A 23,232-nucleotide genomic window follows, 5' to 3' on the forward strand; every position below is an offset into this window, starting at 1 on the left:
AAATAAATCCTATAAAGCAGGTATTCATAATCATAGAGCAAATAAATGGAGGGTAAAAGCATGTTAACAAGAGAAGAAGTTCGCACGTATATATTAAGTCAAAAAGGGGCTTTTGAGGATTTTCCTTTTGGTGAAGATGTACCCGTCTTTAAAGTGGCTAATAAGATGTTTGCACTTCTTAATGGGGATAAAGATAAAGTCAGCATTAATCTTAAAAGTGACCCCAATGAGGCTCTTTATCTAAGAGACAGTTTTGAAGCCATTATACCTGGGTATCATATGAATAAAAAACATTGGAACACCGTTTATGTGGATGGAAGCATCACCGATGACATGATAAAGGAACTTATCGATAAATCCTATAAGCTGGTTTTTAGCAAGTTAAAAAAGAGCGAAAAAGAGAAGATAGAACATGTGTTGGATTCATAATGACACAATTATCCAGGGTAATGAACAATGGCTGCGATTTTGGATATGGGGATATCTGCAATAGAACCAGGCTGGCATAGTACAGGTCTGGAGTGAAAGGTACGGTTAAAATTAATCACATTGCGGGGTGTTTCTTCAGGCTTCTTGACGGTACCTAATGTGAGAATGATGGTGATATAATCTTCATGGATGGATGCTAAAGTCCCAGTAAAATCAAGGGCGTGCTCGTTGCTGCCAACTGTGTGTACAGTGACGGTTTTATAGAGGTATTTATGAAGGCGTTCAGCAAACATATTATCTAACATATTAATCACCAATTATTCTATAGTATGAGCAGCATCAATGGCTGTATAACTATCTGTGATTAATTATATTAATGGATGGCTATAATTATTACATGGGCTATGATGAGAATGCAGGCACTCACTTATGATAATATATTTACATGAATAAAAGCAGGGTAAAAACCCTGCTTTTTTATTATGATTATTGAACTGCGTTTTGAACGAAAGATGCAATCTTGTCACAAGGAATCAATGTAACAGATCCTAAGAAGTTGTAACCACCGAATCCGCCGTAACCGTAGCCATATCCGCCGTAACCGCCGCAGCAACCGCCTTTTGGTCCACAAGTGTTGCCTGCTTGACCACAACATGCTGCTGATGGGCCTTGAATTGGATAAGTTGGAGCACCACCTGGGCAAGTTAATAACTTAATAAAGCATTCATTACAAGAAAGAACGATACCTGTGAAGCCACATCCAGATGCACCACCACTAGTTGTAAAGATTGTAACAGTTTGACCTATAAGTCTACCAAGATCATGATGGAATCCATAACCGTCAGCCATTTATTCTAACCTCCTTTAATTATCTTGTCCTAGTATATAGTATGTCTAGTGGACATAATGTGTGAAAAATAAATTAGAAAAAATTTTATTTATATGCTATAATTTTTGTGATGTATAACACGGTACCTGCACTAAAATAATCACATGAATGTTACAAGTATTTTCCGTTAATTGGTGTTGATACGTGTCATGTGATGTACTTTAAAGGCATAAAATAGTGGGATTTGGGACAAGACATGATTCATAAAGGTCGTGTACATATGATAATGAGGAAAGGAAATATACGCACATGGTAGATCATATTGAAAAGTGGTTAATCACAGAATATCAAATGGGTGCAAACATGGCATCTGGAGTAAGTCTAGCCATAACCATTATGGGTATTCTTTTGGTTTGTTTTATAGCAGATATCATCACAAAGAAAATTATTCTTACAAATATTAGAAAGTTTGTTTTAAAAACTGAGAATGTCATTGATGAGATGTTATATGATAAGAAAGTATTTCATAATCTAGCCCATATTGTTCCAGCAATTGTTGTCTATTTTGCTTCTGAGTGGTTTCATTCCTATAGCGATATGCTGCAAAAAATCGTATACGCCTATATACTTTTTATCGTCGCTCTAACAGCATTTAAGTTGTTGGACACCGTTGTTGAAGTTTATAAGACCAAAGAATATTCAAAAAGCAGACCCATTAAAGGGATCATTCAAGTCGTCAAAATCGTGCTCACCATTTTTATTGGTGTGTTCATGATTGCCATATTTACCCAAGAATCAACAGCATGGGCGCTTCTAAGTAGTATTGGTGGTATGTCAGCCATTATTATTTTGATATTTAAGGACTCCATCCTGGGGTTGGTTGCAGGCATACAATTATCAGCTAATAATCAACTGCGTATAGGAGATTGGATAGAAATGCCCAAATTTGGTGCAGATGGTGAAGTTGTTGATATTTCTTTAACCAATATTACGGTGTCCAATTGGGATAAAACTTTAACCAATATTCCTGCATATAAGTTTATTGATGAATCCTTTAAGAATTGGCAGGGCATGTCTGAAGCAGGTGGACGACGTATTAAACGTTCTATTTATATCGATATGACCAGTATCAAATTCTTAGATGAAGATCTGTTAGGTCGGCTGATGGAAGTGGAACTGTTACAACATTATTTAACCCATAAGCAAGCAGACATTCAGGCATATAATGAGGAACACAATACCAGCAATAAGGTCAATGGACGCAAGCTAACCAATATTGGTACCTTTAGGGCATATGTCTTAGAATACCTTAAGACCAATGGGCATATTCATCAAGATTATACCTTATTAGTCCGGCAGCTGGCTTCAACAGACCATGGTTTACCAATCGAAGTCTATTGCTTTACGAATGATACTGCTTGGGCGAATTATGAAGGGATTATGGCCGATATTTTTGATCATCTTTTAGCCATCCTTGATGTCTTTGAACTGCGTATTTATCAAAATCCAACAGGCAGTGATTTTAAAAAAATAACATATTAAAGAGCGGTTTTACTGTTCTCAAGTAAGGAATGAATACCAATGAAAAAAATATTTGATAACGACTGGCAAGCATTACTGGAACAAGAATTTGAGCAAGACTATTATTTGAAATTACGTCAATTTCTCAAACATGAATATCAGCATCATACAATCTATCCCAATATGTATGATATCTTTAATGCGCTGCATTATACGGCTTATAAAGATGTAAAGGTGGTCATCATTGGACAAGACCCCTACCATGGCCCCAATCAAGCGCATGGTTTAAGTTTTTCGGTGAAGCCAGGTATTAAGATACCACCATCATTGGTGAACATCTATAAAGAGCTCCATGCAGACTTAGGTTGCACTATTCCTAGTCATGGGCATTTGACCAAATGGGCAAAACAAGGTGTATTGCTCCTGAATGCTTCTCTAACAGTAAGAGCAGCAAGCCCAGCCTCTCATAGTAAAGTAGGTTGGCAAATGTTTACAGATAGAGTCATTACATTGCTAAATGAACGGGAAGAACCCATTGTGTTTATCTTATGGGGAAATTATGCCATATCAAAAGTCAAAATAATAACCAATCCCATTCACCATATCATTAAATCTGTTCACCCAAGCCCTCTTTCTGCAAGCAGAGGTTTCTTTGGAAGTAAACCTTTTTCCAAAACAAACAACATATTAAAAACCATTAATAAGGAAGAAATTGACTGGCAAATAGATGAATTGAAAAAAGAAGGATGAAACCAATATGAGCAAAATATTAGTATTAGCAGAAAAACCATCAGTAGGAAGGGAAATCGGTCGCGTCCTAGGATGTAAACAAAAGGCAGATGGCGTTTTAATAGGCCCTAAATATGTGGTCACTTGGGCACTGGGCCATCTCATTACTTTAGCCAATCCAGAGAATTATCATGAACGTTATAAACACTGGAACATGGGGGATCTACCCATGCTGCCAGAAAAGATGAAATTAGTGGTGATTAAAAAAACATCCAAACAATACCACACCGTTAAGCGTTGGATGATGGACAAAGAGATAAAAGAAATTGTGATTGCTACAGATGCGGGTAGAGAAGGGGAACTGGTTGCCAGGTGGATTATCGAAAAGGCAAACGTAAGAAAACCCATTAAAAGACTATGGATATCGTCCCAAACAGACAAAGCTATTCAAGATGGTTTTAAACACTTAAAGGATGGAAAAGCTTATGACAATCTGTATCATTCTGCTGTAGCAAGATCAAAGGCTGACTGGTATGTAGGTCTTAATCTTACAAGGGCCCTTACATGCAAACACAATGTTCAGTTATCTGCTGGTCGTGTCCAAACACCCACTTTGCAGATGATTGTTAGCCGTGAGGAAGCCATACGTCAATTTGTGCCAGCAAAGTATTACGAATTAAAAGCAGACAGTAATCATGTAACGTTTAACTATTTGGGTAAAGGTGGCCATGCTCGAATATTTGACGAAGTAAAACGTGATAAGCTACTTGCATTGTTACGGCATCAAGAAGGTGTTGTAAAAAGTGTAGAAACGAAAACAAAGAAAGTACCTGCACCACAGGCTTATGATCTCACTACTCTACAGATCGATGCCAATAATAAATACGGTTTCTCTGCTAAAAGGACATTAAAGCTCATGCAGCAATTATATGAACATTATAAAGTAGTGACCTATCCTCGTACAGATTCAAAATATATCTCTCAGGATATTGTACCTACATTAAAAGAGCGTCTTGAAAGCATTACAACGAAAAGCTACAAAGGCTATGCAAGAAGTCTTATGCAATCATCCCTCCATATAACAAACCGTTTTGTAGATGATAAGAAGGTGACAGACCACCATGCCATCATACCTACTGAGGAAGTCGCTTTTGTTAATGATATGTCAGGTGATGAACGCAAAATTTATGAATTGATTGTCAAGCGGTTTTTGGAAGTGTTATCCAAGCCTTATGTCTATGAAGAGACAAAAGTTAAGATAGCCATTAAGAATGAATGTTTTGGTGTGACCTATAAGCGTACCTTAGATCAAGGATGGAAAAGTATTGGAGATCAGAAGGAAGAGCAATCCAAGCAGGTTGTTGCATTTAAAAGTCATGAGAAAGTCAAGATAAGCAACATCTATTATACAGAAGGTTTAACAACACCACCTTCACGCTATACAGAAGCTACATTACTTGCGGATATGGAGAACCCTAAGAAGTTCGTGGACGAAAAAGCCATGCAGACAACACTCTCTCAAGTGGGGGGCATCGGTACAGTTGCTACCCGTGCAGATATCATTGAGAAATTGTACAACACCTATTATATTGAAAACAAAGAAGGTAAATTATTCCCAACACTAAAAGGTAAGCAGGTGGTGGAATTGGTACCACCAGAGATGAAATCTCCCCTATTAACAGCTAAATGGGAAATGACTTTAACAGATATCAGTAAAGGAAAAGCAAAAGAATCTGTTTTTATTGACCAAATTAAAACTTATACAAAAAAACTGGTAGAACAAGTTAAGTCAGATGCAACCACATTCAAACACGATAACATAACAGGAGAAAAATGTCCGGATTGTGGCGGTTATCTTTTAAGAGTTAAGAATAAAAACGGCGAAATGTTGGTTTGCAAAGATCGTGAATGCGGCTATAAACGTAAAGTGAATCAATTAACCAATGCCCGTTGTCCAGAATGCCATAAGAAAATGATTATGGTTGGGGAAGGGGATAAGAAAACATTCATTTGTCAAAATTGTGGCTTTAAAGAAAAGCTCCAAGCATGGAACAAGCGGAAGCAAACTGCTAACCAAAAAATGGATAAAAGACAAGTCAATCAGTACATGAAAAAAATGAAAAAAGAAGCGGATAAGCCATTAAATAATGCTTTTGCGGATTCGTTATCAAAATTCAATTTTAATAAGGATTAAATAGATAAAGGACTGCTGGTCAGCAGTCCTTATAATCTTATTGCATAGGTTTATTGGCATATTTTGTTTTTGCTTCTGAGATTTTATTTTGCTGAGCTGCTTCTGTTTTATACCAGCCTTTTTTAGTCATCTCTTTATACACTTCGTCTTGTGTGCAGAAACAATTGGATAATGTTTGTTGGAACTCATTCCGTACATTAGGTGTAGCTGCTTCCGTTACAGCTGTTGACAGGGTTGAGCACAATTGTTTTTCAGATACCAGACAGTCATTGATTAAATCTTCATCTTTACGCATTGCGTTATCCTCCTTATTAGCTATTTAATTGATTATAGAGACTATTGTAGCATTGCATATGCTTATCAGCCATACGTGTACATAAGTCTTTTAAACTTGCATCTTGAACTTGATTACTATAATCATGGTATTTGTCAACTAAGACTTTTGTTTGCATAAGGGTATCATTGATATAATCTAACTCTTTTGTTGTCATAATAACCTCCTACGATAATTTTTTTGACATGTATATGATGCCTTAGTTAGTATCTGATTCTCGCAATATAAATATGCATCATAATGGACGATTAAAATAAATTTTATTGAGAGTACAGATTAATTTTTTTTTGATAAATGCGAGGTTTAGCATGATTATTTAATAAAAATAAGAGAAATTAATCATAATAAATAGTGTGGTCGATCATTTTAATAATATAAAGTGAAGAGGAGGTGCCAGAAATGGCTAAAGCAGGTATGCGTCGTCCCGATACAGAGGAACCTCATGGAACGGAGAGCAATCATAAGCAAAGGGATCCAAAGAATGATATGAGGATTGTACCAGAGATTCAGGGCAAAGCAAAAACAGGCAATAAAAAGGCAAAGCAAATTATTGATTAAAGAAGTTTGGTCCTGAAATTGATGAAAAACTCTTTTCATTGCAATCATTTTCATGTATTATATAATAAGGTATATTTATATTTACGGACTTTTATAGAAGTTTGTAATGAAGGAAAGGAGAAGTAATCATAATGGACGATAAAGTTACTAACAAGTCAGCAAATGAAGCTGTGGAGGCAGAGGCTGTAGAAGCAGAGACTGTTGAGCATGAGACTTTAGAAACAAATGCTGCTGAGACTGCTGCTGTAGAATCAGAAGTTGTAGAAACAGAGAATGTAGAGGCAGACAAAGTGGAAACAGATACTGAAGATTCAGATGCTGCTAAGACAGAGGAAGTTGCTGAGACACCATCTATGGATGATTATGCAGAAGAGTTAAACAATACTTTTGTTAAGTTATCAGAGGGCGATATTGTTGATGGTAAGGTATTATCTGTTACAGAAACAGAAATCCTTGTCAATATCGGTTATATCTCAGATGGTATTGTGCCATCCGAAGAAGTTATCAATGATGAAGATAAGCCTCTTGTGGATTTATATAAGACCGATGATGAAATCAAAGCTATGGTTGTCAGTTTACATGATGCAGAGGGGAATGTGCTCTTATCCATTAAGAAAGCAGCAGCTATTGTTATTTGGGATGAGTTGCAAGATGCTTTTGATAATGGGAAAGTGCTTGACGTTGTGCCTAAAGAAGTTGTTAAAGGTGGTCTCGTATGTCAGATCCAAGGTATACGTGCATTTATTCCTGCTTCAAGGTTATCTGTCAACTATGTTGAGAATTTAAGTGATTTTGTGGGTCAACCACTTAAAGTGAAAGTGATTGATTTTGATGTAGAGAAGAAAAAAGTTATCTTATCCAGAAAAGAATTAGAAAAAGAAGAACTCAATAAAAAGAAAAAAGAATTATTACAAAATATTAGTAAGAATGACCGTATTACAGGTGTTGTTAAGCGACTCACTAATTTTGGTGCTTTTGTTGATATCGGCGGTATTGATGGGCTAATACATATCAATGATTTATCATGGAAGCGCGTTAAGCATCCATCAGATGTGGTAAGTGTAGGCGACAATGTTGAAGTAACGGTTCTTGAAGTTAATCGAGAAAAAGAACGTATTTCTCTAGGCTTAAAAAATGTAAATGATGATCCATGGCTCAACATCAAAGAGAAATATGCAGAGGGTCACGTATATGATGGAAGTGTGACACGTCTTGTAAGCTTTGGTGCTTTTGTGATGTTGGATGGTGGTGTTGAAGGTTTGGTTCATGTGTCAGAGATAGCTGACAAACGTATTGAAAAGCCAGAAGATGAACTAGCCATCGGTGACAAAGTAAAAGTGAAACTAATCGGTATTGATGAAAAAGGCAAGAAAATAAAACTTAGTATTAAAGCTGCAAAAGATGACGTGGATAAAGCTGAATTCCAAAAATTTAATGATGACAGTGATATCACAACCAGTTTAAAAGATGTTTTTGCAGGCATTATGGATAACTTTAAAGAATAAAACCATAAAGGGCATCACACTCCATCCGAACAGTAAGAGTGAGATGCTTTTTTATGTCATAGATTTTTATCATACTATTTGACCATAGTATGATGATATGGTATAGTAATACATGTAAACGTTTACGTAAACGCTTACATGAAATAAAAATAATGATTGAAGAATTCTGGTGATTTTATGACAATCAAAGATGTTGCAAAAAAAGCAAATGTTTCAACAGCTACTGTATCAAGGGTTATTAACAATAAGTCGGAGGGCATAACAGAAGAAATGCGTCAGCATGTCCAAAAGGTCATTGATGAAATGGGTTATACACCGAGTCATTTAGCACGGGGTATGGTAACAAAAAAAACCTATACCATAGGTTTGGTCATACAGGATATACGTAACCCCTTTTTTCCTAAGATGGTCAGTGGTGTGGAACATGTGGCATACAATCATGGCTATATGGTTCTCTTGTGTAACACCGATGAAGATTTAAATAGAGAAAAAGACTATATAGCCACCCTTAGAGAAAAACGAGTGGATGGTATTATAATTACCGTAAGCAATGGTATAGACAGAGCGTATATCGCTCAATTGACAAAAGGCGATATACCTTTTGTGTTTCTAGACGAAATAGCAGAAGAAGTGAATTGTGTATGTGTGGATAACACATTAGGCGCTTATCAAGCCACGAAACACCTTATCCAACTAGGGCATAAACACATTGCTTGTTTATCAGGGCCCTCCACAAGCATCACCAATTTGAACCGAGTTGACGGTTACAAAAAAGCACTTATGGAAGCAGGGTTACCCATTAATAAGGACCTTATTTTAAAAGGTTCTTATAAAGCGGACTCAGGTTATAAAAGTGCTGAAAGCATATTAAAAGACTTTCCACATGTAACGGCTTTATTTTGTGCCAATGATTTTAACGCTTTAGGAGCTTATAAAGCTGTAGTGGCACATGGAAAAAGAGTTCCAGAAGATATATCCATTGTAGGGTTTGATGATATTCTTGACATACCAGCTAATCATTTTGCATTTACAAGTGTATCTCAGCCGACCTATGAAATGGGGCAGGCTGCTGCAACCATGTTGATGGACATGATCCACAAGAAGCCAATGAATGAACCTTTTATGACATTTGAACCAAAGCTTATCGTAAGGGATAGTACATCATCACCTCTATAAACTTACTTGAAGGTTGAAGAATATCAACTTTCAAGTATAACTTATACCCTCAGAAGTAAGCGTTTACATGAGCAAAATATCCAGGTTTTACACATGCTAATAGGAAAAGGAGGTTTTATCTTGAAACAAGATAAAGTGAATGAAGCAATTCGAGGTCATATACCCTTTGACCTGGTCATTAAGAATGTCAACTTTGTTAATGTATTGACTGGCGAAATATACAAGTCAGAAATAGGTATTATTCAAGGAAAAGTTGGGCATGTAAATCAACCGGGTGAGGCATCCCTATCAGGGAAAGAAATCTACGATGCCATGGAGAAATATGCTATACCAGGTCTTATCGATACCCATATCCATACAGAAAGTAGTATGATGACCGTTGCCAACCTAGCAGAAGCTATCTTAGTTCACGGCACAACATCCATTGCATGTGACCCACATGAAATTGGTAATGTCCTTGGGGTTGAAGGTGTTAAGTATATCATGGCATCCAGTAAAGATACGCCCCTCATGACCCATGTACTCATACCTTCATGTATACCAGCAGTTATGGGAGTGGAAACAGCAGGTGCTGAGTTTGGTAAAGCTGAAATAGATGAGCTTATGCAAATGGACGCCGTGGCAGGACTTGGAGAAGTCATGGATTATCCAGGTGTTCTCAATCAAAGTGAGCGTATGATGGCAGTTCTCGATGCCGCTAAAAAGCATACAAGATTTCTTCAAGGTCATGCACCATCTTTAATGGGAAGGGAGTTATCGGCTTATTTATCCTCAGGTATAACATCTTGCCATGAAACAAGTTTTACAGAGGAAGCTCTTTACAAGTTACGAGCAGGTATGACACTGGAATGCCGCGAAAGCTCCATTGTCCATGATATCAAAACCCTTGCACCTGTTATAAAAGCATGTCATTATCCAGACACAACCACTTTTTGTACTGACGATAGAGAACCGGATGACCTTTTATTAGAAGGGCATCTGGACCACGTGATACGTGTTGCGATTAAAGAAGGTATACCACCTATTGAAGCTGTTAAAATGGGTACTTATAATGCTTCAAAATTACTGAAACAAGACAATATTGGTTTATTAACACCAGGCAGGTATGCCAATATATTGCTCTTAGATAATTTGGATACATTCGTGGTGGATGAGGTGTTTGTTAAAGGCCAGTTAATAGCCCAAAAGGGCAAGCTGGTAAAACCATTGACAAAAAAAGAATACCCCCTAGAAAAGCGAAACACTGTGATGCTTCGTAAACAACCTACCAAAGAAGACCTCAAGATAAAAGCTGATGCACCCAGCATATCCATGCATGTGATAGCTTTTAATAAGGATATTCCCATTGTAACCAAGCCAATACAAGTCACCCTTCCTACAATAGAAGGATATGTGGATATCAGTGAACGGGATGACTTAGCTATACTTTCCGTATTTGAACGTCATGGTAAAAATGGTAATCGCTCCACCTGTTTTGTAAAAGATTTGGGTTTAACACACGGTGCTATAGCAAGCACGGTGTCTCACGATTCACATAACCTGGTGGTGGTCGGCAAAAATGAAGAAGATATGCTCATTGCTATTAAAACGTTGTGTGAAACAGGTGGGGGAATCGTATGTGTGGCTAATGGCAGCATTGAGGCACTTGTAGAGTTACCAATAGCAGGTCTTATGTCACATGAAACCATTGAAGAACTGGCCCCCAAAACAGCAAAGCTTAAGGAGAAAATTCGCATGTTAGGCATTCAAAGTGCTTGCCCACTATTACAGGTAGCATCCTTTTCTTTACCCGTCATACCACATGTACGGTTAACGGATATGGGTTTAGTTGATGTGAGTACGCAGAAATTTTTACCCATAATCCTCAATGAAATGAGAAGTAAATAACTAAAAATATACCTATAAAGGAGATGCATACGATGAAATTATTATATGTTGGCGAATCTTGGGTTATCCATTCTGTTCATATGAAAGGATTTGACGCTTTTACAACGACTACTTATGAAGAGGGTGGAAAATCTTTGAAGGATGCCTTTGAAAGCGGTGGTATTGAAGTGGACTATATGCCTGCCCATATAGCGGCTTCATCATTTCCAGATACAGTAGAAAAATTAGCAGTCTATGATGTGGTGGTATTTAGTGATATTGGAAGTAATACATTCTTGTTACACCAGGATACGTTCTCAAAAGGAAAGATAACACCAAACCGATTAAAAATTGTACAAGAATATGTAGAAAAAGGTGGCAGTTTTGCCATGATGGGAGGGTACTTCTCATTCCAAGGTATTGATGGAAAAGCTAAATATGCCCAATCACCCATTGAAGAGATTCTACCTGTTCATATGATGGAGACTGATGATCGATTAGAAGCTCCAGAAGGGGTTATACCTGAGATTATGATGGATGCACATCCTATACTTGAAGGGGTTTCAAAAGAATGGCCGCATTTTCTTGGCTATAATATTCTTAGAGAAAAAGAGGGGTCACAAGTCATAGCCAAATGTGGCGACCATGTATTTATGGCTGCTGGGACATATGGAAAAGGAAGAACATTTGCATTTGCAAGTGACATAGCACCCCATTGGGGTTCGCCAAAATTTGTTAATTGGTCATGTTATAATACACTTTTTGTCAATATTGCCAAATGGCTTGCACATAATAAATGACGATAAAGGCTATAACTAAGGCATTTCTTAAGTCCATTAGTTAAAATGTTAGCCCTAATTTGTCATCCATTTAACCCTTGATGAAAACCAAAGATATCTAAATATCTATTGAAAATACTTATGATTTATGTCATAATTATTTAACGATAGACTACAAAGGGTTGACCAATTGATTCCCTTTAGTCTATTGGAGAGATTTAAATGACATAGCCAATATAATTCTCCAATAATTAGATGACGAGGTGAAGTATGAAAAAATGTCCAAAATGTAACGCGAATTGTTTAGACGACCAGAAAATTTGTGATAGCTGTGGCTTTGATTTTATGGAAGAAACCACACAGCCAGAAATAATGAATGAGGAACCAGCAGGTTTTCAGAATGAAGAAGTAAAAGATGAAGCACCAATCTCTGATGAAGCTCAGACAGATCATGTGTATGAAGTAACAGAGGATACCATGACAGATGACGATACTTCTTTACAAGGAGAGCATGGGGGAGAGGGCAACAATAAAAAGGGAAACAAGTTAGTTGTAGGATTAGTTATAACAGGTATCGTTGCACTACTTGCTTTAGCTTCTGTTTTAGCTTTTGGTAAGCAGCTTTTTAAAAGCGGTGAACCAGAAGATATCATTGTTGAAGCTTATAATCAATATTATGCTGCACCAACAAAAGATATATCCATGGAAATCTCCATTACGGAGTTTATGATGGATGCTCAAATTGACCCAATGGCGTCAGCGTTAGCTGATCAAATTTTAAAAGATTTTGTGCTAAAAATCGATATGCGTTCAGATATGACCTCTAAGACCTTTGAAGGCGCATTGGTTATTGATGTACAAGAAAACGAATTGCTTCGTGCTGATTATTATTTAGATAACCAAGAATTAGGTCTTCATGTACCATTTATTCATGAAAAAGGTTTCTATGTAACCATGGATGATATCAAGGGACAGATACCAGATGATGCTGATAATATGGCATTTTTAACCAATTTAGATCTTTTTGACTTAAGTACATATGAGTCATTTAAGGATCTAGATGAAAATATCATGAATAAACCAGTTAAAGCATTTATCAAAGAGAATCTGAAAACAGTTTCAAAAGAAGCTATAAAAATTGGTGATACCAGTGTAAAATGTACGAAATATCCTATTTCTTTCACTGGTAGTGAAGCCATGGAGCTTGGCATTGAAGTGATTGAGAACTTCTTAAAGGATGAGAAGTCAAGAGCACTTCTCCTTGAAGTCATTGACGGTTTTGCAGAAGGTATAGCCAATGAAAATGCATACGATGAGTTTGATATGACGGAAGAAGAATTCAAAGCAGGCATGGATAAAGTCAAAGAAATGATTAATGATTTTGGTAAAGAAGGCATGACCCTTGAGGATATATTTGCCCAGGCAAATGCTGACATGGAATATGCTCAGATGAAAATGGCCATGGAGCTTATGCTTACTCGACTTAATATTGATATGGATATCTATTTAGATAAGAATAACAAGATTCGAAAAATGGATGTTATGCAAGGTTTTGATATGCGTGAAATGGGTGTTGACCTTGAACTTAAGGTTTCCACAGTGATTAATTCCTTCGACAAGAAGATAGATTTTAAAGGGATTGACAAAGAAAATAGCATTAATCCACTTAAAATGAGTGAAGAGGAATTATTAGAGCTTGAGATGCAAATTGAAGAAACAATACAAAAGAATGCCTTAGAAAATCCTTATCTACAAGGATTAATGGGAGGATTTTAATATTAATGAGTAAAACTTTTTGGGGACTATGTCACAAGAACATCCGCGATTTGTTAAAGCAAAAAAAACGTAATAGCCTTATGTTTATATTACCACTTACCATTATTATTGTGATTTTAATGTTCTTTGCTGGCAGTGATGTGGAAAAATCATTCCTACAACCCATAAAGATAGGTGTTGTTGATCAGGATAAGAGTTTCTATAGTAATGCATTAGTAGAGAATTACAAGAATAACGAATCGTTTACTGATTTTATTGAAATCACGGTGGGTAAGGATGAAATCATTCATGATTTTAATGCTGGTCAATACGATGCTTTGATTGAAATTCCCCAAAACTTTGCTGAACATCTTATGCATTTTGAAAAAGTACCTGTTCAGGTAAAAGTAGCTTACTCAGATCCATTAAAAGCAGTGTTGTTTAAGCATGTTATGGAAAGCTATGAGAAGTTCATCACCTCTGTTCAAGTAGGTGTTGAACTTCTGTATAATGAAATGGAAGCCCTTAATATGTCAGATAGAGAGATTTCAATATATAATATTGAAATCTCTTATGATTTAATCATGACTGCACTTGGCAGAAACCGATTCTTTCAGTATCATGAATGGGTGAATATCCCATCCACCACATCTGTTAACTATTTTTTTATAGCCATCATGATGATGTTTCTTTTGTATATATCTGTTTTTATAGCAATAGACCTGATACGTGAACGTGAAAATATGTGTTTTAGACGTTTGAAAATTGCTCGGGTTTCTATCTACGAATACCTGATGAGTAAACTCTTCATGTCGACTATATTTATAGGTCTATTTGTATTAAGTTGGTTTGTGTTGCTATCCTTTCTTACACCCCTTAATCTCTCGGGAAATACGCTCTATATTGTGCTCTATTTACTGAGTTGTATCATGCTTGCAGTAAGTTTAGCTATATGCATATCGGGTCTGTTCAAACGGGATGAAGGTGTCGTTTTGGTTAGTCATGTCTTTATATTTGTTAATGCCATTATAGGGGGAAGTATTATCCCGTTGCACTATATGCCTAACATCCTGCAAAGGCTGGCAGTTTTTACACCGAATTACTGGATGATTAAAGGCATGCTCTACATAGAAAGTGGTTACAATATTGCATATGGTATGCAGATTGCAGGCAGCTTCTTCATCATGAGTATGGTATTTATATTTATTGCATATAGAAGTTATCAACATGAAAGTGCTATTTAGCTATTAAAGTTAAATCGATAGTAATCATGGGAAATAGGTGATGGAGATGAGTGGGTTTCTAAACATTGTAAAATATCGATTAATCATTATGTATAAGAGCAAAACCATGATGGGTTTAACAGTTATTGTCATTGGTCTTTTTGCTGTGCTTATGAGCACTTTATATAGCGAAGCAGATGAGGACAGAAGAATTACAGTTGCTGTTGTGGATCAAGATCAAACAGCTATGACAGGTAGAATTCTTAAGCACCTAGAAAATGATACCATTCTTCATAGCATGGAAATGTCTGAATCAGAAGCCATGGCACTTCTAAAACAAGATAAAGTACAGGCTGTATATGTATTAAAGGATGGGCTTGAAGAACACGTTAAGATGGAAAAGGACGAGGACATCATTGATGTATACTACCTAAAGGGAAATACCATTTCGAAGTTTATTGGTGATTTATTTGCAGAAAAAGTATTGAGAGATTTGAGTTTAATTAAAAGTGTTCACTTATTGGATAGAGCTATGGATCAACATCAAATGGGTGATCACAATAAAGACATGGTGTTGAAAAAAGCCTTCCAAACAGGTTTAAGTATGCAAGATTATAGTGATCATCAGTATTATGTCCAGGTAGAATTTATAAAAGATAACATGAACATAGAAAGTGAGAACATCGATAAAAGCATTCTATACAAAAAAATGATTTTGGGCATGATTCTTTCTTTTATTGCGTTTTATATTTTATTTGCGTCAATTGGTATTGTAAAGGATAGAGAGACCCACTTGGAAAGTCGATTAAGGGTTACGTCTACCCATCCTATAGGGATTTTACTGGGTCAATATCTTAGTTTAATGCTATCCGGTGGATTGGTAAGCATTTTATTTGGTATACTAAGTTTCATGCAAGGAGAAAACTTTATCCAGACCACGCTGATACTCTTGCTATTTGTCATGAGTATATCTGCCATGGTTCTATTCTTTGCCCATGTGGTTCCTACAGTAGGTAACCATATGTTGATTTTATCCATTATTATTTTAATAATGGGTGTGATGAGTGGCAGCTTTTTTAGCATAGATGTGATTACAAGTGGCTTAAAGAATATAGCCTACATGATACCGCATTACTTAACCATGAATGCCCTAATCGATAACTTAGCGTTAGGAAATGAGGCAGTTGTTCCAGGCGAATATATTGGATACTGTCTGCTGTATTCTGCCATACTACTTGTTGTTACATGTATACTGAATCATGTGAAGAAAAGTAAAATAATGAATCTACATAAAAGGTGGTATTAAAATGGAAACAATGACTTATGGTGCAATAAAAGAAGACTTAAAAAAAGGAAAGAACCTTGAAAAAACCCTTAAGCAATTAGCCATTAAAGGGCAAAGTCATTATTATAAAGTAGCGTTATATAATATGCTGTTTCATTATATAACCTTTTTAGAAACAATCCACGATGCATCCATCATGGAAGATTTACAACTGGATGAAGAATCTGATACATTTTTGCGTTTTATGCTTGAACCATTAAAATCATACCAAGATTTATCAAGTTTGACATTCAACACAGAGGAATTACTGGCTTTTAGAAAGACATTGGAAATTAAAATGACAGCTATCACAAGCTATACGGATGCCCTTGACCAGTACGAGTATATCATTAATCGTATGGAAGGTGCCTATATGGAGCAGCAAGAACAGATAGTAGATGATGAGACATTAGCAGGGGATCTGGTAGGTTTTATTTTCTCAGAAGAAAACAATTTTATTATCAGCGAAAAAATGAAAACTGTTCTTAGTCAGCTGCCCATACGTATGACAAAAAATAAGTTTTTTGCTTATGTGGATGAAGCCATGGAGCTATTTAAAGGGTCAAGTGTGCATGATATTGATCAATATGTGGCTATGGTGAAGGATGCTATTATGCCGGATGATTCCAAAGCTTATCAAGGTAATTTTAAGACCATACAGAAAACATTAGAAGCCCTTGGACATACCTCCTATAAAGATATGGATCAAAAGACCTTTGAATCCATGTATGCTTTGAAATGTGAATTGTCAGATAAGCTTAATTGTTTGGCAGCAGTGTATACATTGGCCGTGAATATTATTAATAATTTCATTGAATTATCCTTATGTGATTTTACAGAATATTACCAAGAGGATCAAGATATCGTTCTTGCACAGGATATGATTAACCGTATGAGCAATAGGGTGGAACAGTTTGAACTGGATGAGTTAATGGCTAAGGCTCTAGAAGGCTTAGAAGGGGTCATTGAAGAAAACTTGGAACAGGCTGTTAGGTTTAATGGCCTTATACAGCAGGCAATGGATAAGTATCAAAATCAACTAACAACGTATGACTTAACGAAGAGCTATCATCATGTGGAACGACTAGCATATATGGCAACGTCTACCAGTTATTTTATTGATGTGCTTAATCAGGAAGAAGATATAAAAGAAGAACGGGTAGATGATCAGGTGTTAGCCCTTAAAAAAGAAAAGCTGTTAATGCTTATTGACAAAGCCATGGGTGATAAGTCAGCAGTTTATCGACGGAGTATCATGAGTAAATTGTTCTATTTGTTACCTGTTAGTTTCACTACCCCAAAGGATATACACGATTACATGTTGCAGTCCCTTCATCAATGTACCAATAAGGTGGAAAAGAATGCCGCTATAGAAATTTTACTGGATTTTATGGACACCTATGCGTAGGGTGCTTCTCATAGCTTCTAATTTAATGCCATAACAGAAATAGAATGGCTAATTATGGGCATAATAGTCTTATATACTTCATGGTATAAGTTTAATCTAGGTTTTACAACGCATTATTTTGCTATTAACGGATAAGATTAAGGAAAATATGTGCTTATAAAATCGTATAGGAGCATATTTTAGAAAGGTAGACTATTATGGATCAAAAACAATTTAACCGATTTTTTCAGGATTATAAAAACGCCGATGTGGATAAAAAAATTGAACTTTATTGTTCCACACAAGATTTATCGGAGAATCAATACATGCAAATGTTAAGGGTATTTCCAGTGAATAAAATACCTCAACTTGAAAAAGCTCTTAGATAATATGTATCCATCACTTTAAGTGGCTGTCTTGTGACAGCTTCTTTTTGAATCATTTAAAGCTATTCATAGAATAGCCCGGAACGTTGTTAAAAATATATTGTAATATCTTGTTTTTTTGCTATACTATAGATAATAAGTTTTTATTACCAAAATATGAAATAAGGTGTATTTTATGGATGTTGTTAAAGAGCTCTATCTAAGTCAGGGCATTACAGATAAAAAAGCTCGGGGAATTATTAAAAAGGTTAATAAAGGCAAATATGATGGATTATATCATTTTCTTATCCAGAGAAGCTCCAGTAAAAATCCACTTGAAATAGTCGATATTCATGAACTTGGTCGCATGATGAATCGAAATGAAAACATTCGTTTGGTTGGTTTGGCAGAGGATATGGGTGAAGCTGTTGAGCTTGTAAGAGTGTTAATTGATGATGTGTATCAAGCCACATTAGATGTGAATCTTAACAGCTATTTTTCATGACAATAAGGGACTTCATGCGTACCAAAATCATATATGTACCCTAGGTCGTCGTCATAGCTGTTCTTATTAATTGTAAAAGGTCATGGTGAAATGTATGAAAATATTATCAACTACTACAGGTATTATCGTCGGTATATGCTTGTTTTTTGTTCTATTATTTACTGCTGTTCAAGTTGTTGCATACAATGCTTCTTATTATAAGTGGCAGTACAAAAGGCATGAAGTGATGGAAGCAACCAAAATGTCCTTAGATGATTTGGTTGTGGTTACAGACCATATGATTGATTATCTCAAGGGAAGAAGAGAATCCCTAGATATGCAGGCAACCATTGCTGGTCAGGTGAGAGAGGTTTTTGACCAGCAGGATAAAGAGCATATGGTTGACGTACAAGATTTATTTGTTAAGGGTACATATATTCGTAATATTTGCTTTATATTGATGGTGCTTCTATTAGGTGTTTTATTCTACCGCCACAAAAAGCTCTTTTTAAATACACTTTTTATGGTAAAATATGTATTTGCATGTATTATTATGTTAATATTAATATTAAGCGCTCTCTTGCTTATAGATTTTAATAAGTATTTTACGATCTTTCATGAGATATTCTTTAATAATGATTTGTGGCTATTGGATCCCGATACCAGTATATTGATTAATATGGTACCAGAGGTATTCTTTTTCCAAACAGCGATGATTATCTTAGGCATATTTGTTATGAGTGTGACCATTATATTGGTACTTATTGAAGTATTCAAAAAAAGGTCTGTCAATTACCCAAGTCTAAGAAGCTTTGTCAAATAGATAGATTACAGGTGGTTATATGTCAGTGGTTTGGTTCATCATAAAAATCATATTGTGGATTATACTTAGTCTCATTCTGCTGATATTAGGCTTATTGACGTTTATTTTATGTGCACCTATTCGCTATAAAGTATCTGGAGAAAAGTATGAGGACATGAAGCTTAATGTAGTTGTCACATGGTTGTGCCATATTATTTCAGTGCGATATAGCTTAGAAAATGGGGGCAAGGTTACCGTTAAGGTTTTTGGGAAAATTATAAACGGTGAAAAGAAAGAGAAAAAAAAGAAAGTAAAAAGAAGAAGAAGTGCAAACAATAATAAGCGTAAACACCCGTCAAAAAGCAAGAAAGATAATAAGCTTAAAAATAATGCTTTATCCAATGAAGTGGTCAGTGAAACACCTATACGACAGGAAAATACGGAAGAAAAGATAGAAGAAGATAAAGCAAAAGAAGGTACCGTTGTAAAAGACGATAAAATCGTCACAGAAGAGACAATTGTTGATGTTAAGCAAGCAGATGACAATGTCACAAAACAAGGGAATGCCCAGTCTGTCCATTCTGAAGAGACTGATGCTAAGATTAAAGAGCATAGAAGGCGCAAAGAGCAAAAACAGTCAAAAAAAAGGAAGAAGGACAACAAGAAAGATAAAGCTAATCAAGGGAGTATATGGGATAAATTTAAACGTATTCGCTCCTTCTGGCAAGATGAAAATAATAAAAAAGTCATAAAGTTTGTAAAAAAACGAATACTACTTATGTTGAAACATATCCTGCCGCGTAAGTTTCATGCTAAAGTAATCATTGGTACAGGTGATCCTGCCACAACAGGATACATTGTAGGAGCAGCAAGCATACTATATACAGTAACAGGTGATAAATTGCAGGTTGTGCCTCATTTCAGTGAATCAACCATACAAGGTGATATTTACGTAAAAGGAAGAATCTATTTGATCATACTTGTAGGGCACGCTCTACGTATTATACTTAATAAACGTGTCAGACAATTATATAAAACTATAAAATCATAGAACTGCATTGGTTTATATAATAAGGAGGAAAAAGATATGGAATCTAATTTCAAAAAAACAGTTGAGTCATTATTTAATGGTATGGAAAACTTTGTATCAACGAAAACCGTTGTAGGAGAAGCTATTCATATTGGGGATACGATTATATTACCACTTGTGGATGTTAGCTTCGGCGTAGGAGCTGGTGCATCAGAAGAAGGTAAGGAAAAACCAAAAGGTGTAGGCGGTGGTGCTTTAGGTGCTAAGATTAGTCCAAGTGCTGTCTTGGTCATTCAAAATGGTCAAACAAAATTAGTGGATGCCAAAAACACCGATGGCATTTCTAAACTCATTGATATGGTACCGAATCTTATGGACCGTTTTGGTTTAAAGAAAAAAGAAAATAAAACTGAAAAAAGAACAGCTGAAGAAGTGGATACAAAAGACGAAGAATAAGTAATAGGGGAAGAGCATAATAATAAACAACAAATCATATAAGATGTTAAGTGTAACACTCGGAAAGGAATTGTTATGAAAAAATTATGCAGCTTACTAATCAGTATATGTATCTTTGTCACCGTATTTAATCGACCTGTTATGGCTATTGAAAAAGACCCACCAATATCCATTAGTGTCAATGCACAGTATATTATGATGGATACCAAGCCTGTTATGATGGATGATACTGCTTATGTGCCCATTCGTTTTGTTGCGAATGCACTATGTGCCGATATTAGCTGGGAGGAAGCTACACGGACCATTACCATCATTGATGGTGAGACAACAATCGTACTAAACCATGACTCAGATATGGCAACTGTTAACGATGAGCCTCACTCATTGCCAACAGCACCTCCTGTGGTTGATAATCGAACCTTGGTACCTATTCGTTTCATTGCAGAACATATGAATTGTCAAGTCAATTGGAATGCAAACACGTATACTGTTGAAATTACGAAAGAAGATCTTGTTGTACCAGCTGTAAGCATTATTAACCGAGGGTATACAGATGATGATTTGCTTTTATTAGCTAGAATTGTAACCGTTGAAGCAGGTAATATAAATTTTGATGCAAAAATAGCCGTTGCAAATGTTGTCATTAACCGTAAGAAAAGTCCAGAATTTCCTAATACCATAAAAGATGTTATCTATGATAAAAACTATTGCATACAATTTCCACCAGCCCATAAAACCAGTTTTGCTTCAAAAGTACCATCAAAAGACAGTATCATTGCAGCTAAAATGGCATTAGAAGGTACGAATAATATTTCAGCATGTTTATTCTTTAATAACAGACCGTTTAAGTCCAAAGCAAAAGATTTTTACAAAAAGATTGATGGTGAATATTTTTATAAATAGTCTGTCATGTAATGGGCATAGTAAGGAGGGGCATATGGTATGAATAAAAAGTTTGCACCTACATTAATTACGATTATTGCTTGTATCATTTGTTTAGCTTTTTTTGGACCAATAGCCGTTATGAGTATTTTAACTGGTGAGTGGATTGTTATCATATTCGGACTTATTTTTGGCATATGTGTAATAGGCGTTGTGACAGCGCTTATCATAAATTTAGTTAGACGATATCAGGAAATTAATAAGGAGGATAAGGATAATGATCTTAGTCAATACTGATTTTATATCCGGCAAAAAATTAGAGACATTAACCATTGTAAAAGGCTCTACCATTCAATCAAAACATGCAGGTAAAGATATCATGAGTTCTTTCAAAACATTGGTTGGTGGTGAGTTAAAGGCTTACAATGAAATGATGAACGAAGCCCGTGCTCTTGCTACAAAGCGTATGGTAACAGAAGCGCAAAACTTAGATGCAGATGGTGTTATTAATATTCGTTATGCATCCAGTGCGATTATGCAAGGTGCAGCAGAAGTTATTGTCTATGGAACAGCTGTTAAATTTGTTCAAGAATAAATAAAGGCTGTCTTGTCAAAACATTTTACAGTGTTTATGATAAGACAGTTTTTTCGTAGAAAGGAAGGGATTATATGAACTCACATGTGGATTGCATTGCATGCATTGTGAACAAAGCCAATGAATTAGCTGACAAGTACATAACCCGTAAAAGGGATAAATATAGTTTTATTAATAAGGTATTGTTAGAGATCGCTCAGACAGATGAGGAAAAGATGGCACCATACGTTATATCAAGGGTGATGCGACTATTAACGGATATAACAGGTATATCTGATTTTTATGCAGAAGAAAAGCAGTTATTTAACCATCAGATGCTGGATATGGAGGAAGATATTAAACGTATACTATCTAAGGCTGATGATTGTTTCCTAGATACCCTTAAACTAGCTATGGCAGGTAATGTTGTGGATTTTGGTGCTTATAGTCATATGACCATCGACAGAGTAAAAGCCATTATGGAAAAGACCATCGACAGCTCTATTGAGCATGATACATATGAAAAGTTATTAACAGCTTTACAAGATGCACGTACCCTTGTCTATTTATCCGACAATACCGGTGAAATTGTATTTGACAAATTGTTTCTAGCAGAGATTAAAAAGAAGTACCCTAGCCTTGATATCTATCTAGCAACTAGAGGTAAGCCCGCCCTTAATGATGCGACTGAAAAAGATGCCTATGATGTAGGGATACAAGAATATGCAACAATCATCAATAATGGGACAGATATTCCAGGAACAGACCTTAATGAAGTATCTCATGCTTTTAAAGATAAGTTTAATCAAGCAGACGTCATTATTGCGAAAGGTCAAGGTAATTTTGAGTCCTTATGTGGCAGTGGGTATAATATCTTCTATTTGTTTTTGTGCAAATGTGCCATGATGACAAAGCGCATGGAAAAAGAAAATCTATCACCTATGTTTATGCATGAATTATCAATGGTGAATCCATTAGCTTATTAACATAAGGTGTTGACCAATAAAATATTTTTTAACCTTCATAACTT

26 protein-coding genes are annotated in these 23,232 nt (G+C 35.8%); 22 read left to right on the forward strand and 4 right to left on the reverse strand.

The annotated features are described in order from the left end of the window. Positions 1–60: 60 nt before the first annotated feature. Positions 61–429 (forward strand): MmcQ/YjbR family DNA-binding protein, encoded by a 369-nt coding sequence (locus HZI73_RS12995; RefSeq protein WP_212698646.1) that lies wholly within the window; start codon positions 61–63, stop codon positions 427–429. 8 nt (positions 430–437) lie between these two features. Here HZI73_RS12995 and HZI73_RS13000 read toward each other — a convergent pair whose 3' ends face one another. Further along, the gene (locus tag HZI73_RS13000) at positions 438–734 is read right to left on the reverse strand and encodes a hypothetical protein (RefSeq protein WP_212698647.1); all 297 of its coding nucleotides are present in this window, start codon (positions 732–734) and stop codon (positions 438–440) included. A 181-nt stretch (positions 735–915) separates the two neighbouring features. Continuing rightward, positions 916–1,278 (reverse strand): hypothetical protein, encoded by a 363-nt coding sequence (locus tag HZI73_RS13005; RefSeq protein ID WP_212698648.1) that lies wholly within the window; start codon positions 1,276–1,278, stop codon positions 916–918. A 289-nt stretch (positions 1,279–1,567) separates the two neighbouring features. Between HZI73_RS13005 and HZI73_RS13010 the strand changes: the two genes are divergently transcribed. The 3 genes from HZI73_RS13010 to HZI73_RS13020 are packed head-to-tail and all read left to right on the forward strand — an operon-like array spanning position 1,568 to position 5,702. Beyond that, positions 1,568–2,800, forward strand: a complete 1,233-nt coding sequence (locus HZI73_RS13010) for a mechanosensitive ion channel family protein (protein ID WP_212698649.1) — start codon at positions 1,568–1,570, stop codon at positions 2,798–2,800. 39 nt (positions 2,801–2,839) lie between these two features. Continuing rightward, a complete protein-coding gene (locus HZI73_RS13015; RefSeq protein ID WP_212698650.1) occupies positions 2,840–3,529 on the forward strand; it encodes a uracil-DNA glycosylase in 690 nt (229 codons plus the stop codon). A 7-nt stretch (positions 3,530–3,536) separates the two neighbouring features. Next, positions 3,537–5,702, forward strand: a complete 2,166-nt coding sequence (locus tag HZI73_RS13020; protein WP_212698651.1) for a DNA topoisomerase III — start codon at positions 3,537–3,539, stop codon at positions 5,700–5,702. 37 nt (positions 5,703–5,739) lie between these two features. On the opposite strand, the gene HZI73_RS13025 is transcribed toward HZI73_RS13020, so the two are convergent. Both HZI73_RS13025 and HZI73_RS13030 read right to left on the reverse strand, forming a co-directional pair. After that, positions 5,740–5,997 (reverse strand): spore coat protein, encoded by a 258-nt coding sequence (locus tag HZI73_RS13025; protein ID WP_212698652.1) that lies wholly within the window; start codon positions 5,995–5,997, stop codon positions 5,740–5,742. Between the two features lie 16 nt (positions 5,998–6,013). Next, complete coding sequence (locus HZI73_RS13030) at positions 6,014–6,193, reverse strand: hypothetical protein (RefSeq protein WP_212698653.1); 180 nt, start codon at positions 6,191–6,193, stop codon at positions 6,014–6,016. A 242-nt stretch (positions 6,194–6,435) separates the two neighbouring features. On the opposite strand from HZI73_RS13030, the gene HZI73_RS13035 reads away from it, so the two are divergent. From HZI73_RS13035 to HZI73_RS13120, 18 genes are all read left to right on the forward strand, one after another. Continuing rightward, positions 6,436–6,594 carry a hypothetical protein gene (locus HZI73_RS13035; protein WP_212698654.1) on the forward strand — a complete coding sequence of 53 codons (159 nt, stop codon included), beginning with the start codon at positions 6,436–6,438 and terminating at the stop codon, positions 6,592–6,594. A 131-nt stretch (positions 6,595–6,725) separates the two neighbouring features. After that, the gene (rpsA, locus tag HZI73_RS13040; protein ID WP_246552498.1) at positions 6,726–8,099 is read left to right on the forward strand and encodes a 30S ribosomal protein S1; all 1,374 of its coding nucleotides are present in this window, start codon (positions 6,726–6,728) and stop codon (positions 8,097–8,099) included. Between the two features lie 177 nt (positions 8,100–8,276). Further along, positions 8,277–9,275, forward strand: coding sequence for a LacI family DNA-binding transcriptional regulator (locus HZI73_RS13045; protein WP_212693833.1), 999 nt, complete (start codon positions 8,277–8,279; stop codon positions 9,273–9,275). A gap of 120 nt (positions 9,276–9,395) precedes the next feature. Next, the gene (ade, locus tag HZI73_RS13050) at positions 9,396–11,162 is read left to right on the forward strand and encodes an adenine deaminase (RefSeq protein WP_212693834.1); all 1,767 of its coding nucleotides are present in this window, start codon (positions 9,396–9,398) and stop codon (positions 11,160–11,162) included. 32 nt (positions 11,163–11,194) lie between these two features. Beyond that, on the forward strand, positions 11,195–11,941 hold the full coding sequence (locus tag HZI73_RS13055) for a glutamine amidotransferase (RefSeq protein ID WP_212693835.1): 747 nt from the start codon (positions 11,195–11,197) through the stop codon (positions 11,939–11,941). 249 nt (positions 11,942–12,190) lie between these two features. Beyond that, positions 12,191–13,696: a zinc ribbon domain-containing protein gene (locus HZI73_RS13060; protein WP_212693836.1), complete on the forward strand. Its 1,506-nt coding sequence runs from the start codon at positions 12,191–12,193 to the stop codon at positions 13,694–13,696. Between the two features lie 5 nt (positions 13,697–13,701). After that, the gene (locus HZI73_RS13065) at positions 13,702–14,919 is read left to right on the forward strand and encodes an ABC transporter permease (RefSeq protein WP_212693837.1); all 1,218 of its coding nucleotides are present in this window, start codon (positions 13,702–13,704) and stop codon (positions 14,917–14,919) included. A 46-nt stretch (positions 14,920–14,965) separates the two neighbouring features. Continuing rightward, positions 14,966–16,204, forward strand: a complete 1,239-nt coding sequence (locus HZI73_RS13070; protein ID WP_212693838.1) for an ABC transporter permease — start codon at positions 14,966–14,968, stop codon at positions 16,202–16,204. Position 16,205: 1 nt separating this feature from the next. After that, on the forward strand, positions 16,206–17,630 hold the full coding sequence (locus HZI73_RS13075; protein WP_212693839.1) for a hypothetical protein: 1,425 nt from the start codon (positions 16,206–16,208) through the stop codon (positions 17,628–17,630). A gap of 197 nt (positions 17,631–17,827) precedes the next feature. Next, complete coding sequence (locus HZI73_RS13080; protein WP_212693840.1) at positions 17,828–17,998, forward strand: hypothetical protein; 171 nt, start codon at positions 17,828–17,830, stop codon at positions 17,996–17,998. Between the two features lie 172 nt (positions 17,999–18,170). After that, the gene (locus HZI73_RS13085; RefSeq protein ID WP_212693841.1) at positions 18,171–18,479 is read left to right on the forward strand and encodes a hypothetical protein; all 309 of its coding nucleotides are present in this window, start codon (positions 18,171–18,173) and stop codon (positions 18,477–18,479) included. A 94-nt stretch (positions 18,480–18,573) separates the two neighbouring features. Then, the gene (locus tag HZI73_RS13090; protein ID WP_212693842.1) at positions 18,574–19,281 is read left to right on the forward strand and encodes a TIGR01906 family membrane protein; all 708 of its coding nucleotides are present in this window, start codon (positions 18,574–18,576) and stop codon (positions 19,279–19,281) included. A gap of 19 nt (positions 19,282–19,300) precedes the next feature. Continuing rightward, complete coding sequence (locus HZI73_RS13095) at positions 19,301–20,311, forward strand: DUF2953 domain-containing protein (protein WP_212693843.1); 1,011 nt, start codon at positions 19,301–19,303, stop codon at positions 20,309–20,311. Positions 20,312–20,347: 36 nt separating this feature from the next. Next, a complete protein-coding gene (locus HZI73_RS13100; RefSeq protein ID WP_212693844.1) occupies positions 20,348–20,746 on the forward strand; it encodes a GerW family sporulation protein in 399 nt (132 codons plus the stop codon). A gap of 75 nt (positions 20,747–20,821) precedes the next feature. Continuing rightward, positions 20,822–21,649 (forward strand): stalk domain-containing protein, encoded by an 828-nt coding sequence (locus HZI73_RS13105; RefSeq protein ID WP_212693845.1) that lies wholly within the window; start codon positions 20,822–20,824, stop codon positions 21,647–21,649. Between the two features lie 39 nt (positions 21,650–21,688). Beyond that, positions 21,689–21,925 carry a hypothetical protein gene (locus HZI73_RS13110; RefSeq protein ID WP_212693846.1) on the forward strand — a complete coding sequence of 79 codons (237 nt, stop codon included), beginning with the start codon at positions 21,689–21,691 and terminating at the stop codon, positions 21,923–21,925. Continuing rightward, on the forward strand, positions 21,906–22,223 hold the full coding sequence (locus tag HZI73_RS13115) for a YbjQ family protein (RefSeq protein ID WP_212693847.1): 318 nt from the start codon (positions 21,906–21,908) through the stop codon (positions 22,221–22,223). Before HZI73_RS13110 ends, HZI73_RS13115 begins: the two co-directional genes overlap by 20 nt. Positions 22,224–22,297: 74 nt before the next feature. Beyond that, entirely contained in the window at positions 22,298–23,188 is an 891-nt protein-coding gene (locus HZI73_RS13120; RefSeq protein ID WP_212693848.1) for a damage-control phosphatase ARMT1 family protein, read from the forward strand. The last annotated feature ends 44 nt before the right edge of the window (positions 23,189–23,232 follow it).

Origin of the sequence: Vallitalea pronyensis, from assembly GCF_018141445.1 — a bacterium.
Lineage (GTDB): Bacteria > Bacillota > Clostridia > Lachnospirales > Vallitaleaceae > Vallitalea > Vallitalea pronyensis.

What these genes read in the sequence shown, in the direction of transcription:
- HZI73_RS13075 (WP_212693839.1), top strand. Translation starts at nt 16,206, where the DNA reads ATGGAAACAATGACTTATGGTGCAATAAAAGAAGACTTAAAAAAAGGA.
- HZI73_RS13005 (WP_212698648.1), bottom strand. Translation starts at nt 1,278, where the DNA reads ATGGCTGACGGTTATGGATTCCATCATGATCTTGGTAGACTTATAGGT.
- HZI73_RS13105 (WP_212693845.1), top strand. Translation starts at nt 20,822, where the DNA reads ATGAAAAAATTATGCAGCTTACTAATCAGTATATGTATCTTTGTCACC.
- HZI73_RS13010 (WP_212698649.1), top strand. Translation starts at nt 1,568, where the DNA reads ATGGTAGATCATATTGAAAAGTGGTTAATCACAGAATATCAAATGGGT.
- HZI73_RS13120 (WP_212693848.1), top strand. Translation starts at nt 22,298, where the DNA reads ATGAACTCACATGTGGATTGCATTGCATGCATTGTGAACAAAGCCAAT.
- HZI73_RS13110 (WP_212693846.1), top strand. Translation starts at nt 21,689, where the DNA reads ATGAATAAAAAGTTTGCACCTACATTAATTACGATTATTGCTTGTATC.
- HZI73_RS13085 (WP_212693841.1), top strand. Translation starts at nt 18,171, where the DNA reads ATGGATGTTGTTAAAGAGCTCTATCTAAGTCAGGGCATTACAGATAAA.
- HZI73_RS13090 (WP_212693842.1), top strand. Translation starts at nt 18,574, where the DNA reads ATGAAAATATTATCAACTACTACAGGTATTATCGTCGGTATATGCTTG.
- HZI73_RS13095 (WP_212693843.1), top strand. Translation starts at nt 19,301, where the DNA reads ATGTCAGTGGTTTGGTTCATCATAAAAATCATATTGTGGATTATACTT.
- HZI73_RS13045 (WP_212693833.1), top strand. Translation starts at nt 8,277, where the DNA reads ATGACAATCAAAGATGTTGCAAAAAAAGCAAATGTTTCAACAGCTACT.
- HZI73_RS13115 (WP_212693847.1), top strand. Translation starts at nt 21,906, where the DNA reads ATGATCTTAGTCAATACTGATTTTATATCCGGCAAAAAATTAGAGACA.
- HZI73_RS13070 (WP_212693838.1), top strand. Translation starts at nt 14,966, where the DNA reads ATGAGTGGGTTTCTAAACATTGTAAAATATCGATTAATCATTATGTAT.
- rpsA (WP_246552498.1), top strand. Translation starts at nt 6,726, where the DNA reads ATGGACGATAAAGTTACTAACAAGTCAGCAAATGAAGCTGTGGAGGCA.
- HZI73_RS13025 (WP_212698652.1), bottom strand. Translation starts at nt 5,997, where the DNA reads ATGCGTAAAGATGAAGATTTAATCAATGACTGTCTGGTATCTGAAAAA.
- HZI73_RS13000 (WP_212698647.1), bottom strand. Translation starts at nt 734, where the DNA reads ATGTTAGATAATATGTTTGCTGAACGCCTTCATAAATACCTCTATAAA.
- HZI73_RS13080 (WP_212693840.1), top strand. Translation starts at nt 17,828, where the DNA reads ATGGATCAAAAACAATTTAACCGATTTTTTCAGGATTATAAAAACGCC.
- HZI73_RS13065 (WP_212693837.1), top strand. Translation starts at nt 13,702, where the DNA reads ATGAGTAAAACTTTTTGGGGACTATGTCACAAGAACATCCGCGATTTG.
- HZI73_RS13060 (WP_212693836.1), top strand. Translation starts at nt 12,191, where the DNA reads ATGAAAAAATGTCCAAAATGTAACGCGAATTGTTTAGACGACCAGAAA.
- HZI73_RS13020 (WP_212698651.1), top strand. Translation starts at nt 3,537, where the DNA reads ATGAGCAAAATATTAGTATTAGCAGAAAAACCATCAGTAGGAAGGGAA.
- HZI73_RS12995 (WP_212698646.1), top strand. Translation starts at nt 61, where the DNA reads ATGTTAACAAGAGAAGAAGTTCGCACGTATATATTAAGTCAAAAAGGG.
- HZI73_RS13055 (WP_212693835.1), top strand. Translation starts at nt 11,195, where the DNA reads ATGAAATTATTATATGTTGGCGAATCTTGGGTTATCCATTCTGTTCAT.
- HZI73_RS13030 (WP_212698653.1), bottom strand. Translation starts at nt 6,193, where the DNA reads ATGACAACAAAAGAGTTAGATTATATCAATGATACCCTTATGCAAACA.
- HZI73_RS13015 (WP_212698650.1), top strand. Translation starts at nt 2,840, where the DNA reads ATGAAAAAAATATTTGATAACGACTGGCAAGCATTACTGGAACAAGAA.
- HZI73_RS13035 (WP_212698654.1), top strand. Translation starts at nt 6,436, where the DNA reads ATGGCTAAAGCAGGTATGCGTCGTCCCGATACAGAGGAACCTCATGGA.
- HZI73_RS13100 (WP_212693844.1), top strand. Translation starts at nt 20,348, where the DNA reads ATGGAATCTAATTTCAAAAAAACAGTTGAGTCATTATTTAATGGTATG.